The sequence below is a fragment of the Pseudoalteromonas sp. APC 3250 genome (genome assembly GCF_030407915.1).
Taxonomy (GTDB): Bacteria; Pseudomonadota; Gammaproteobacteria; order Enterobacterales; family Alteromonadaceae; genus Pseudoalteromonas; species Pseudoalteromonas tetraodonis.
On sequence record NZ_JASDCM010000001.1, the window covers coordinates 262,976 to 278,058 of the forward strand.

The following is a 15,083-nucleotide window of genomic DNA, read 5'->3' on the forward strand; positions in this document are numbered from 1 at the left end:
TTTTAATCAGTTGCAGTTTATTACTTTGCAGAGGTATCACAGTTGTGGCCTAGTAACATAAGCTCTCTAAGTGCAACTGAGAATTTTGCAAAGTCATGACTTTGCGATGTTTTAAATTCAGTGAGCATTTGTTTCCAGCGCTGTAACAACAGATCTTGGCTATCCATCCACTGTTCAATTTGGCCATCAACATCACTACTATCACCTTCAAAGCTGTTTAACACTACTTCAGATAATGTACGTTGTTGCCAATCTAACTCTTCACGATATGAAGCACGCGCAAGTGCTTGCCAATGGTTTGAAACAGGTTGATTAGTAATTTGGTCTAAGAACCAATGTAGCCCCATTTGCGCACCAAGTTTGAAGTAAGTGTGCGATACCATATCGATTTTACGATTAGAGTTTTGCGCAATTTGTGTCAAGTCCATTACAGAGAACAAGCTTGATAACGATACAATACGCTGAGCAATCTCAACCGGAACACCGCTTTGCGTTAGCTCTTCACGTGCACTTTCTATACGATCGCTTTCTGTTTTCACGATGTATTTAGTTAAGTTTTCACTTAAATCGGCAAACGTTGGTGCAAATGCTTCAATTGATTGCTCAATTGTTTGTGCTTTCGTACGATGACGTAAGAACCAACGAGTTGCACGACGAACAGTACGACGTAACTGGTACAACATTTCTGTTTGTACGTTAGACGGTATCTTGTTATCTAAGTCACTAATTGATAACCAAGTGTCACGCATTTGGAATATTTCACTTGCGATTGAATAACATAATGCAATCTCAGCTTCGTTTGCACCTGTTTCTTCATTCATACGCACCATAAAGTTTAAGCCCATATCGTTAACAATATTATTTGCTAACTTAGTGGCAATGATCTCTTTGCGTAGTGGGTGATTATTCATAGCATCGTTAAACTTCTCACGTAATGGACGTGGGAATGATTTAACCAATAACTGACGATAGTAAGGGTTTTCGGTAATTTCGTCGGTTACTAATGACTCTTTAAGAACCATTTTCGCATAAGAGACCAACACTGAAAGCTCAGGACGTGTTAAATCTCTGCCTGCGGCAGCACGCTCTGCTAACTCTTCATCCGTCGGAATAAACTCAATCGTACGGTCTAACTTGCCCTCTTTTTCAAGCGCATGAATAAAACGAATTTTTTCTTTAAGCGTTGAAGTCCCTTTTGATTGGGTAATCGATAAAGTGTGTGTTTGACGATAACAGTCTTTAAGCACTAATTCAGATACTTCGTCGGTCATTGAGTAAAGTAACTCATCACGTTGCTTACGTGTTAAATCACCTTCGGCAACTAAACCATTAAGTAAGATTTTAATGTTTACTTCGTTATCTGAACACGCAACACCGCCTACGTTATCGATAAAGTCAGTATTAACACGGCCACCTTTAGCTGCAAATTCAATACGACCTAACTGGGTTGCCCCTAAGTTACCGCCTTCGCCAAAGACTTTAGCGCCAAGGTCTTTACCATTAATGCGCAGTGCATCGTTTGCACGGTCCCCTACATCCGCATCTGTTTCTTTAGAGTGCTTAATGTATGTACCAATACCGCCATTCCACAATAAATCAAACTCCATCATAAGTGAGGCTTTGATCAATTCATTAGGCGTCATGCTGGCTTTTTTAGTGCCCAACATTTTTTTCATTTCTGGGCTTAGCGTAATCGACTTGGCTGCACGAGAGAACACACCACCGCCGCTTGAAATTAACTCTTTGTTGTAATCTTCCCATGATGAACGTGGCAAATTAAATAAACGCTCGCGCTCTGGGTAAGAAGCAGCTGCATCGGGGTTTGGATCCACAAAAATATGTAAGTGGTTAAACGCCACTTGCAAACGAATGTGCTTTGATAACAACATACCATTACCAAATACATCACCGGCCATGTCACCAATGGCAACGGCAGTAAAGTCTGTGGTTTGACAGTTAATATCCATTTCACGGAAATGACGCTTAACAGACTCCCATGCACCACGCGCAGTAATACCCATTTTCTTATGGTCGTAACCTACTGAACCACCTGATGCAAACGCATCACCTAGCCAGAAGTTATATTCGATTGCGATACCGTTCGCAATATCAGAGAAAGTCGCAGTTCCTTTGTCCGCTGCAACCACTAGGTATGCATCGTCTTCATCATGACGAGTAACATCAACAGCAGGTACAACTTCGCCGCGCTCAATATTATCTGTGATATCTAATAAGCCACGAATGAAGATTTTATAACATTCTTGGCCTTCTTTGATAAACGCTTCGCGCTCACTAGGTAGTTGTTTACATACAAAGCCACCTTTTGAACCAACCGGTACAATTACGGTATTTTTAACCTGCTGCGCTTTTACCAAGCCCAAAACTTCAGTACGGAAGTCTTCACGACGGTCTGACCAACGTAGGCCACCACGCGCAACTTTACCAAAGCGTAAATGCACACCTTCAACACGCGGCGAGTAAACGAAAATCTCAAACGCAGGAACAGGCAGTGGTACTTCTGGAATTAAACTTGGTTGAATTTTAAGTGAAATATATGACTTAAACTTACCTTCACCATCTTTTTGGAAGTAGTTTGTACGCAGCGTTGCAACAATCATATCAACGTATAAACGGATAATACGGTCATCATCAAGATTCGCTACGTTTTCTAACTCTGCATAAATTTCTAAGCCTAGTTTTTCAAGTGTTTTAGCACTTGCAGGACTTTTAACTGAGAATTTTTTAGCAAATAAATTAACAATTTTAGCCGCGATGTGTGGGTAATTAGCAAAGGTACTTTCGATGTACGTTTGCGAGAAAGTTACCCCAATTTGGCGCATGTATTTAGCGTACGCACGTAAAATTGATGCTTCGCGACCGGTTAACCCACCCATTAACACTAAACGGTTAAAACCATCGTTTTCTAAACGATTTGCCCACACACTGGTTAGTGCGGCACGAAAACGTGCGGAAATTTTATCAAAATCGGCCATCCCTTTGCTATCAATCAGCATTGAGAAGTCCATGATCCAATTAATGCCACCATCACTGGTTTTAACTGAGTAAGGTGTTTCACCTACAACACGTAAACCAAAGTTTTCCAGCATTGGCATCACATCTGATAAGTGAATTGGCTCATCTTTGTGGAATAAGCTTAAACGAACAATATTGCTGCTCGCCTCTTCTTGTGGACGATAAAACAACATCTCAAGTTTGTTGTCATCGTTTAGCATTTCTAGCTTTTCAATATCAACAACAGCGGCACTTGGAAGTACTTCTTCTTTGTATGAACGTGCAAAAGCGTTGCAGTATTTACGGTTTAATTCGTTACCACGTGCTTCACCAGCAGATTCGAGTAAGGCTGATTGGAGTTTATCTTCCCAGGTACGAGCGGCTTCAATTAGATTATTTTCTATGTCTTTCACGTTATATTCAATATTGTTATCGGTCACACGAACGGTGTAATGAGTACGCGCCAGTGTTGACTCTGAGAAATAGGTAGTAAATTCGACTTTAACGTCAGAATTAAATGCATTCGCTAAAATAGCCTGCGTTTCGCGGCGCAGCGCCGTGTTATAACGTTCACGTGGTACATACACCATACAAGATAGGAAGCGACCGTATGCATCTTTGCGAACAAATAAACGACACATATCGCGTTCTTGAATTTGTAACACGCCCATAGCAACTTCAAGTAGCTCATGTTCGCGAGCTTGCACTAATTCGTCACGTGGGTAGGTTTCTAAGATGTTTAATACCGCTTTGTATGCATGTGTACCCTTAGCAAAATCACACATATCCATAATGCGATTAATCTTGCTTTTAAGAACCGGGACATCAGCAGCGCTGTTGTTATAAAAGTTAGATGAGAATAAACCTATAAAACGGTCTTCACCAATTACATTACCTTTGTCATCAAAACGCTTAACACCCACATAATCAATATAGGCTGGGCGATGAACTCGAGATAATGAATTGGTTTTCGTTAAAATTAATAAGTTGCTACTACGTGCTTCTTGACGAGCCACTTCAGGTAACTCAGAAAGCAAACGTGTATGCTCAGCATCTGAGTTTTTCATTAACCCTAAGCTGGTATCCATTTTACCTTTTAATTGATAATCACCTTGGACTGGCGAAAGCTCATATTGGCGGTAACCCATTAATGTAAAGTTGTCTTTTACTAGCCAATCTAAGAACTCAACGGTTTCATTTATTTCGTTATCATTTTTATCTTTGTGGCTTTTAGGTAAGCTTTTGCTAACTGCGATTAGTTTTTCGCGAATAGGCTGCCAATCTTCAACCGCAACCGATACATCAACGAGTACAGATTCAAGTTCTTTTTTGAAAGACTCAATAACAGTTGCATCTGTTTGACGGTCAATTTCTATAAAGAATACAGTTTTTGTTGATGTTGATTCTTGCTCTGCTTTTAAGCTTGATAACCCAGATATTTTTTCGTTTTTATCACGTTGAATTTTCAGTGGACTATGAAGAAGTAAGTGAGAGGCGATGTTTTCTCGTGTCATGGCCATACGTACAGAGTCAACTAAAAACGGCATGTCTTTAGCAATGATCTCTACAATGGTATGTGATGACTGCCAGCCATCTTTTGCCACTTCAGGGTTGAAAACGCGAATAACTGCGTCATCTGATGTATTTTTTTCTAGCGAATTCCAAAGGCTAAGTGCAGCACCATATAAGTCACTGTCGTTGCGATTTGCCAAATCCTCTTTAGACATATTGCTGTACAAGGCTTTGGCGAATTTCTCAACGAGTAACACATTATCAGCGCGAACTTTTTTCTGGATAAGCTTACAGACGTTATCTAAAATAACCGAGGCTTGGCCTTCATTTCGTGTCATTGTATGTTCCTTAATCTATCACTGCTAGTTTAGCAGAGTATTTGTACAGCCATTTATTAGCGTGGAGTCAGTTAAATTCTAACCCTTTTAAAACTAATAAACAGCCTTTTCGATGAAAACATTTTAAGCATTTCAGCTATTTGGTCATCTATTCACAAAATATAGATATAAATGGCCATTACTGGCCATTTTGGAGCAAATTTATTCACCTTATTTTTTCTGGTCAGTCCAGAGCAAGCTGCCAATTGCAGGTAGAAGTAACACTGCGCCCAACATATTTACTAAAAACATGAAGGTAAGCAGAATTCCCATATCAACTTGGAACTTCAAATCAGAAAAAATCCACGTACTTACACCAATCGCTAATGTAATACCGGTAAATAACACCGCACTACCACGTTCAACTAATGCATTACGATAAGCAATACTCAATGGTACGTTTTGTTTTAACTGCCCCATCATCGATGACAAAATATAAATACCGTAATCAACACCAATACCTACACCCAGAGCAATCACTGGTAACGTTGAAACAGTCAGACCAATCTCAAGCTGCACCATCAGTGCTTGTGCAAGGGTTGATACTATGTACAAGGGTAATACCACCGCAATTGTTGCTTTTACACTCTTAAAACTAAGTAAGCATAAAATAATAACCGCACCGTAAACATACAACATCATAGGTATTTGCGCTGCTGAAACAGACTCATTCGTTGCAGCCATCACACCTACAGGGCCTGATGCCAATTTAAAGGCCAGTTTATCTGTGCCCTCTTCATCGGCAAATTGTTTTACTTTTGCAATCACGTTATCAATTGTTTGTGCTTTGTGATCGTCTAAAAATATAATCACCGGCATTACCGAACAATCACCGTTTAATAACCCTGTGCTTGTTTCCACACGTGACGTTGATTGCACTAAGCTGGCAGAATTGCGCGGCAAACTTTGCCACTTTAAATTGCCCTCGTTGTAACCGGCATTGACTGATTGTGCCACTGAACTTAAGCTCACTGCTGACTGCACGCCCGCTAAGTTTTCAACTTTATATTGAAAACGCGATATACGTTCCATTACATCGTGCTCTGTACAGGCCGCAGGGTATGCTTCCACAATCACTTTTAAAATATCAGACGAAATGGTGTATTTGTCCGATATTAAAAAGGTATCTTGGTTGTAACGTGCATCTTGGTGCAACGATGGCGCACCTGCGTGTAAATCACCGATTCGCATTTTATCCGCTTGCCAATAGCCCAGTGCAAATAAAACCAGAGTGAAACCAATAATGATTTTTGCTGTTTTTGGGTCAGTTGCTTTAACTAATAAATCGCGCATTGCATCGAGTATATTCGGTTTGTTGGCATCACCCGATTGAATATGGATGCTGTTTTCAAAACGCATATACGATGCCCATACAGGCAATAAAATAAGATTAGTAAATATAATAACAGCTACCCCTAAACTTGCTGTAATAGCCAGTTCACGAATGATGCCGATATCTATAGTTAAAAGTGTTAAAAAGCCAACCGTATCTGATAACAACGCAATCCCACCTGGCACCAGCAAAGCTCTAAAGCTAGATTGACAACACACGGCGGTCGTTTTGCCCTCAGTGACTTTTTTACCAATGGCGTTGATCATCTGCACACCGTGGCTTACACCAATTGCAAAAACTAAAAAAGGAACTAAAATTGACATAGGATCAAGGCCAAAGCCTAAACTAGACAATAAGCCTAACTGCCAAATAACGGCAATAATAGAACACACAATCGGTAAGATAGTAAGTTTCAAGCTGCCACAAAATAGCCATACCATGACGAATGTAAACGCAATCGCGATGGCAAAAAATAAAACAACCCCTTTTGCGCCTTCAGCGATATCGCCAGCCATTTTTGCAAAACCGATAATATGAATACTGATATTATCAGTACTTAAAGGTTCACGAATCTCGGTTTCTAATTTTTTTGCAAACGCAAGGGTGTCTAATTTTTCTTGTGTTTGCGGATCAGTCTCTAACAGTTGGGCGGTGACCATGGCACACGAATAATCGCTTGCTATCATACGACCCACTACTTTTGCCTTTTCAATGTTCTCTTTAACAATTCCTAAGCCTTGCTTATCGGCTTTAAAGTTGGCTGGTATAATAGGCCCGCCAGCAAAGCCGTCTTCAACAACTTCAACAAAACGGGCACTGGGTGAAAAGATAGAATTTACTAAAGGACGATTTACCCCTGGAATAAAATAAAGCTGATCGTGCACTGCTTTTAATTGGGTAAAAAATTCAGGGTTAAAAATATCACCACTGTCGTCACATACGGAAATTAAAATACTATTTGCACCACCAAACTGTTTCTCATGTTTAGTGTATACCTTCATGTATTCATGATTGAGCGGGATATTTTTATTAAATGACGCATCAAGTTGAATCTGTGTTGCTTTAAAAACCAATAAACAGGTGATCAACACAAAACTTATGAGCACCACTAAGCGGTGTCTAAAAATCGCTTTTTCTAAAAAATCTAAAATTGCTTGCATTAAGGGGTCAACTCCTTCACTTTAATGCCATTTTCTGTCGCCAGAATAAGTCTATCTTTAACAATTACACCATCAAGTATTGCCTTACCATCGGCCAATTGCTCGTATGACAACTCATCATCTTTTAGATGAAAAATAACACCGCTATTAGCCAGTAATAGCCATTGTTTATTGTTGTAGTTGATAATGCTATTAATAGTGGCGGTTTTGTCATTTTCTAAATGCTGCCATTGTCCACTGTCGGTTTTATTTACGAAAATATTACCGCGTAGCCCTGCGACGATTTGTTGCGATGAATCAGAAGCAAAACCAAAAAACGAGCCAGGGTAAATTTCATCTAAACGTTGCCATGTTTGGCCATCGTCATCACTTTTTGCCATTAAGCCCATCTCTCCCACTAGCATTAAACCCGAACTAGTCGGTTCAATGCGATTAAAGTGAGGTAATATAGACGAGGTTTCTATTTCGTAACCCTCAGGATCGGTTTGTTTTAAATCGTTTAAGTACGCTCTATCTTCACTAAATAACAGTGAATCTAAAAACCGTTTTTGCCAATGTTCGCCGCCATCACTGGTTTGATAAAACATACCGTAGGCGCCCACGGCATAACCATGTAAATCGTCTTTAAAATAAATATCTAAACAGGGTTTATCAAGTGAGGGCTTTGCTTGTTGTAACTGCCAGTTCTCACCACCGTCGGTGGTATTTATAATTGTGGCGTCATGTCCACATGCCCAGCCGTGAGAATCATTAGTAAATTCAACCGCTGTTAGTAATACTTGTGTAGGCACTGATTGTGCTTGTTGCCAATTGTTACCATCAACACTTTTAATTACCGTACCGTGTTTACCCACAGCAATGAGCCCTGCTGAGGTTTGTGTGATATCGGTAAGGAGTGTTTTATCTGCATTAATTGCGCTAATTGCACTTTGAGGTGCGTCTTGTGCAAAACTCGCACCGCTTAGGATCAGGCTGGCATAGACCAAATACTTCATAAATTAAATTCGCCTTGAACTGAGGATTTGTTTGTCTGTTAAAAAGAGGAAAACCTGTTCGTTAATAGACAAACGCGATGTGAAAGAAAAAAGGCACCTAGGAAACTAGGTGCCTGCTTTTATACTATCTGCCAGCGCGACGTAAAGCGCTCGATGTGAACTCATTATCATTAAATGACTGAGAAAAATCATACATCTTTTCTTGATTATCTAAACCAATGGCTAAGTAACGACGTGAGTTAAGGTCGTGGTATACCTCAAGCGTACTCCACTGAGTCGGTACTTCGTAGTAGTTAAGGCCATAAGCCATTGCTACACGATACAGTTGGTCGCGATTATCGTATATATCGGTAACATGTACTTGCCAGCTGTCTTCATCAATGTAGAACACACGTTTTTTATAAATATGGCGCGTGTTATCTTTTAAGTTTGCTTCAACAACCCACACACGGTGTTTTTCATAACGTGTATGCTCTGGGTTGATGTGGCCAGGCTTTAAAATATCATCATAGGTTAGCTTATCACTGTGAAGCTTGTAGCTATTGTATGGGATGTAAAGCTCTTGCTTGCCTTTTAGCGTCCAGTTATAACGATTTGGCGAGCCGTTAAACATGTCAAAATCATCGGTTGTACGTAAGCTATCTGCTGCTGTACCCGGAGCATCATACGCTACATTAGGTGCACGACGAACACGACGCTGACCTGAATTATACGTCCACGCTTGACGTGGTGTTAATATTTGATCCATGGTTTCATGTACTAACAATGCCGTACCTGCCAAACGTGCTGGCTCTGTCACTTGCTGTTTAAACTTAAACAAAATATTAGAGTCTTGTAGTTCAGCCGGCGTTGCACTTGGATCAGAATATTTAACTAATAGTTGCTCATCAAAGCCAACATAGTTGTACGACCCCGATGCTGTTGGCGCTGCCTGACCACCAAAGCGCTCAATTGATTGACCACGATAGCGAAGTAAATGGTTCCAAATTGCTTCTAAACCTGTTTTAGGAATTGGAAATGGAATACCAATTGCTGTGTTCTTAATCCCGTTACCACCTTCAACTAATTCAGCTGTAGTAGCAAATTTCTTTGTCGCATCGTATACAAACTGTGGGTATGACGCTGAACGACGTGTTTTGTAAATAGGCATTTTAAACGTATCTGGGTACGCTTCAAATAATGCTATTTGCCCTGGGCTTAAATTTTCTTTGTACTTATCAATATTGCTTTTATCTATAGTAAACAATACTTCATCAGTTGCGTAAGGGTCTAAGTGGTGCATACCCGGCTCATAACCTGCTGGTGCAGCAGTAATACCACCGTTCCACGCTGGGATTGAACCATCTGCATTCGCTGCTTTTTCTGCCCCAATTGGGCTTAGGTCTTTACCTAGACGCGCAGCTTCTTCTGGACTAATTTTAGCCAGTGCTGTGTGACTTGCAAACAAACTACAAAACGCTGTAGCAATGAGGGTAGGTTTTTTAATCATAATAATGTTACCCCTAGATAGAATATTTTAAGTTAAAAGAAACGTAATCTCGGTCAGAGAAAGTGTTGGTGTCGCCACCACCCCAAAATGAGTTGTAACTTACATCTAAAGACCATGCATTTTGGTAATTAAAGCTCATAGTAGCACCTAGTGACTTACGATCTTCAATGAATAAGAACATTGGATCAGGCGTATTACCATTAACATCATGCGAGAACACAAAACGAGGTGAGAAGTTAATACCATTGTAAATATTAAAGTAATCACCTTTGGCAATTAAGCGATAACCCCAAGACGACGCCGTAGCAAACGATTTTTGCTCAGGACCATTTGATAAAGCCATATGCAATGCAGAATAGTCTGAACTACCTGGGCCTTGCATAATACCGCTTCGACCAGTACCAGAAACATTTAAACGTATTTCATCGTATTCAGGCATATTGTTGATGCGAACACCACCAATTTCACCGACAACTGCCCAGCTATCAGCACCTAATGACGGGCCAAATAAATGCGTGGCCGTAAACTGTAGCTGTGAAGTATTACGTTCAATGTAACCTTTAGCTAGCTCGCCTGGACCTACAACACTTGCAGCATCACCTTTACTCATTTGCGAAATACCCGCAAATTCAGGGCGTAAGCCGGCAATCGCTAATTGCTCAGGCATAGCTGCATAAAGTAATTCTACGTCATCGATTTGTAGTGGTTCGTCTTCACGGAAAGTGAATTCACCTGCAAACGCAGTTTCACCCAGCGAGGTATTAAAACTCAAACCATATAGTTTAATATCTTCAGGGTATTCGTTTGTCGCTTTAGCAAATGCTGTTAGGTCAGAGACGTTATCAGAGGTAATTTCAGTGGTGGCAATCATGGCTAAATCTTGTTGCAATGATGCTTGCGTGAAATTAGATACGCGGCCCGAAATAAGTGGACGGCGGCTGTGATAATTTACATGATAAAGTGCCACTTCTGTATCGTTCCACTCAGGTAAAAACATACCTAAGCGCAGACCATATTGACCGCCATCATCAGGCTCTGTTTTTCCATCATAGCCTTTACCTTTAAGGGTAACCTTAGTTGGGTACGCTAAGTACATATTGGCCAGTAATTGTTGTCCAGCTGCACTTGAAGGGTCAATACCTTGGCTCGCAGCCACTTGGCCATAAGTTGCCATCAGGTTATTCAAGTTATCTGTTAAAAACGCTAAGTCAATATCAGGGTTTGAAGTAAAACCAAGCTGTACATTTTGTTGATAACCGTTTTCTGCCGCAAAATCATTGGTAGAAAAATAAGTCCCTGCTGCAGGTAAACGTGTTTCATGCCATTGGTATTGATAAAAGCCCTCTAAGGTCATGTTTTCTGTAAGCCCTAATGAGGCCCACAACATACCAACCGGAATAAACGCTTCTTTTAGTTCAGCACCTGGTGCTTTTAATCGGTCAATATCAACCGGGTTTACGTTAATACCATGAGAGATTAATGTACTTTCCCCCCAGTTAACCACTTGTTGACCAACTCGAATAGAAAGCGGGTTTTTGCCTTCATTTAAATCAAAGTTTGCCCACACATACGCATCAAGTAAACGAATGTCAGCACAGCTTTGCTCTTTAGTATCATCATCATCACACGGATCTACACCCTGACCAGATGTTGGATTAACGTAGGCACGATCGCCGTCCATTAATTCAAAATCATAAAAGTACATAAAACGAGTAAATAAGCCGTAGTTATCTTTACTTATTGATAGGTCATGCGTGCCTTTTAATAGCTTTGAAAAAGTTTCGCCGCTATCAAAGTTTAAATCGCCTGCATCACCATTATTTGAGTAAGAGCCCGGTTGAGCCCAGACATCTTGAGATGAATAAATTGTATTGATTGCTGGGTTATAACCTGTCCAATCAAATGATGGGTTATTACTTTTACCAATGAGGTTAAAGTCACGGTCTTCTACGCGAATACTTTGCCCATAAGAAAAAGTAGAGTCGAAAGCGATATCAAAACCGCCTACCTCAAATGTTGCAGCCTGTGTCTGTGCTGCTGATAAACCGATAGCCGCAGCTGTTAAGCCGAGTACTATTTTATTTTTAACAAAAAGCGATCTTCTTATCATTTTGGTTCCCCCCTGTCGCGGGTATTTTTTGTGTGATCAAGTTATTGTTTTTAGTGTAATCGTAACGATAGAAGCGAATTAAACAAATTACAAATGGTCGCCTTCAATCAGTTATAAGTTTTTTATTTGTTTAACGTTTACGTATTGGTAAGACGTCATACCAGATAATTTATACACGTAAATTAACAATAGAACAAATCGAAATTAACAAAAAGGCAATATTTGTGTATATCTATATCACAAAAAACAACAGCTAGGCTACTCGTTCGAGACGGATGAACTTGTTTTCATTACTTAAAATTAGTCTAAACCGACCACGAATACCTAAACTAGACATGAAGGGCCGAAGATAATGCGCAGCAAAACGAATTGTTTTGCCGCTATCAGCTGTTACTTGAATTGAGCTATACCGGCCATGGTAATAATCCATGCACTCGTTATAGCTTAAATTTATATAAAAATAATGTTCTATCATGATTTATTGTAAAGCTTTTTCAACCTTTTCAAATAAATCATCACTTAAACCTTCTAAATTCGAAAGGCGCTCTAATTGCGCTTTCATTGCAATTGCACGGGTTTCATCATAGCGGCGCCATGACATAAACGGCGTTAACATACGTGATGCATTTTGCGGGTTAATCGAATTAAGCTTAATTAATAAATCGCCAAGTAATGTATAACCTTGACCATCTAAGCGATGAAATTGTGCGGTATTAAAGTGCGAAAAACTCCCCACTAATGCACGAACTCGATTCGGATTTGAAAAATCAAAACATGGATGTGTATACAAGGCCTTAATTTTCTCAATGGCATCATCAGCGCTGTTCATTGCTTGTAAAGCAAACCATTTATCCATTACTAGTACATCATGGCGCCATTGGCTGTCAAAATGCGCAAGTAATTGATTTGATAATGGGTGCGCAGCTTTAACTACACTACTCAAAGCGCCAAGCACATTAGTCATATTTGTTGATGCTGCTGCCTGCTCAATTAAGCTTGCCGCCTTAGCACTGTCTGTTTTTGCTAAATAGTGCAAGCAAAGTTGTTTTAAAGCGCGAATAGCCACCGCTTTGGCACTCACACTACCATCATCCGTGATTGCCTGATAACAACTTAAAAACTCAGTATGTAGTTGTTTGGCAATTTGTTTTTCGAATAGCTCAATATTGGCAATAATGTCATCAACCGGAATAACGTCAAACTCCGCAGCTAAAGTATCAAAACTAGGCAGTTTTAAGAGTTCAGCAATCAGCGCTAAATCACCCTCTCGTTGCGATATTAGCACCCTAAGTGCATCAATAACGGCATCGCTTAGTGGTGCATTACTAGCTGAAATAACGTTTGCCTTGAGTGCATTAATAAACAATTGTTGTTGTGCATCCCAGCGTGAAAAGTCACTGCGTGCAAAACGCATAATATGTAATAAATCAGCTTCAGTGATCTGTTGATTCAAAATACACGGTGCTGAAAAATCTTCTAGCAATACGGCGGTTGGACTGTGTTCAATATTATCAAAATGAAATGTTTGTTTAGCTTGAGTAACATTTAACACGCTATCAACCTTTTTACCTTGGTATTGCAATGCAATACTTTGGCCTTGCTGATTTAAAAGTTCAATCGCAAAAGGAATATGTAACATCGCATTATCAGGCTGATTCAGGGGCGCAAGTTGCTCTATAGTGAGCGTGAAGATTTGTGCACTTTCATCATACGCTTTGGTAACGTTTAAACGTGGTGTCCCACACTGATTATACCAACGCTTAAATTGTGATAAATCAATTGATGATGCATCACTCATTGCCGCAACAAAATCATCGCAGGTAACCGCTTGGCCATCATGACGCTGAAAATACAGTGTCATGCCTTTTTGAAAATTTTCCTCACCCAACAATGTATGCATCATACGAATAACTTCAGCCCCTTTGTCATACACTGTAACGGTGTAAAAGTTATTCATTTCGATGACTTTTTCTGGGCGTATTGGGTGTGCCATTGGGCCGGCATCTTCGCTAAATTGATGAGTGCGCATCACTTTTACCGCGTCAATTCTATTTAGCGCACGAGAGCCTAAATCACTGCTAAACTCTTGATCTCTAAATACCGTTAAACCTTCTTTTAAAGACAGCTGAAACCAATCACGACAAGTTACACGATTTCCGGTCCAGTTATGAAAGTACTCGTGGCCAACAATAGACTCAATGGTGTGGTAATCTTTATCGGTTGCCGTTTCTTGATTTGCCAGCACGCATTTGCTGTTGAAAATGTTTAACCCTTTATTTTCCATTGCTCCCATATTGAAAAAATCAACGGCAACAATCATATAAATATCAAGGTCATACTCTAAATTAAAACGTGACTCATCCCAAACCATCGCTTTTTTAAGCGACGTCATAGCATGCTCTGTTTTAGGTAAGTTTCCTTTATCGACAAATAACGCTAGGGTGACATCCTTACCACTGCGGGTAGTGTATTTATCGTGTAAAACATCAAAGTCCCCTGCCACTAGAGCAAACAAATAACTCGGCTTTTTGAACGGGTCTTGCCATTTTACAAAATGGCGTCCATCTTGCGTTTCACCGCTATCAACTTGATTACCATTTGAAAGTAAATGTGGGAATATTGTATCTGCAATTATAGTGACATCAAAAGTAGAAAGGACATCAGGACGATCCATGTAGTAGGTTATTTTTCTAAACCCTTGCGCTTCACATTGAGTACAATAAGCGCCTCCCGATAAGTACAATCCCTCAAGTGATGTGTTTGTTTGCGGTGAAGTTTGCGTCACTATACTTAGCTGACATTCATCAGGCAGATTATTAATGATTAATTGCTGATTTATAATTTTATAATCTGTGAGCTCCTCACCGTCAATCGATAAAGAGATCAAAGTTAAGTCAATGCCATCTAATACCAGGGGGGCATTTGAATCACCCACGCGTTTAAGCGTTAATAAAGCATTTACTTGAGTCGTTAATGGCTGTAAGTCGAAAGTCAGCTCAGTATGCTCGATTGAAAAATCGGGGGCTTTATAGTCTTTTAAATATTCTGCTTGAGGTTTTTGTAGTTCAGTCATGATCACTCCAAAAAAATAGCCC

The 15,083-nt window shown here is 40.0% G+C and carries 7 protein-coding genes; all 7 read right to left on the bottom strand.

Annotation, left to right across the window (positions count from 1 at the left end; all coding sequences use genetic code 11):
* Positions 1 to 20 precede the first annotated feature (20 nt).
* The 7 genes from QL986_RS01205 to pepN all read right to left on the bottom strand — a co-directional run bounded on the left by QL986_RS01205 (position 21) and on the right by pepN (position 15,061).
* On the bottom strand, positions 21 to 4,862 hold the full coding sequence (locus QL986_RS01205) for an NAD-glutamate dehydrogenase (protein WP_290191010.1): 4,842 nt from the start codon (positions 4,860 to 4,862) through the stop codon (positions 21 to 23).
* A 210-nt stretch (positions 4,863 to 5,072) separates the two neighbouring features.
* Entirely contained in the window at positions 5,073 to 7,394 is a 2,322-nt protein-coding gene (locus QL986_RS01210; RefSeq protein WP_138686943.1) for an MMPL family transporter, read from the bottom strand.
* Entirely contained in the window at positions 7,394 to 8,389 is a 996-nt protein-coding gene (locus tag QL986_RS01215; protein ID WP_290191011.1) for a YCF48-related protein, read from the bottom strand. The genes QL986_RS01210 and QL986_RS01215 overlap by 1 nt, the downstream gene beginning before the upstream one ends.
* Positions 8,390 to 8,513: 124 nt before the next feature.
* Positions 8,514 to 9,878 (bottom strand): DUF1329 domain-containing protein, encoded by a 1,365-nt coding sequence (locus tag QL986_RS01220; RefSeq protein WP_138686945.1) that lies wholly within the window; start codon positions 9,876 to 9,878, stop codon positions 8,514 to 8,516.
* 13 nt (positions 9,879 to 9,891) lie between these two features.
* On the bottom strand, positions 9,892 to 11,988 hold the full coding sequence (locus tag QL986_RS01225) for a DUF1302 domain-containing protein (RefSeq protein WP_290191012.1): 2,097 nt from the start codon (positions 11,986 to 11,988) through the stop codon (positions 9,892 to 9,894).
* 253 nt (positions 11,989 to 12,241) lie between these two features.
* Positions 12,242 to 12,463, bottom strand: coding sequence for a DUF2835 family protein (locus tag QL986_RS01230; protein WP_016900377.1), 222 nt, complete (start codon positions 12,461 to 12,463; stop codon positions 12,242 to 12,244).
* A 3-nt stretch (positions 12,464 to 12,466) separates the two neighbouring features.
* On the bottom strand, positions 12,467 to 15,061 hold the full coding sequence (gene pepN / locus QL986_RS01235) for an aminopeptidase N (protein ID WP_290191013.1): 2,595 nt from the start codon (positions 15,059 to 15,061) through the stop codon (positions 12,467 to 12,469).
* Between the last annotated feature and the right edge of the window lie 22 nt (positions 15,062 to 15,083).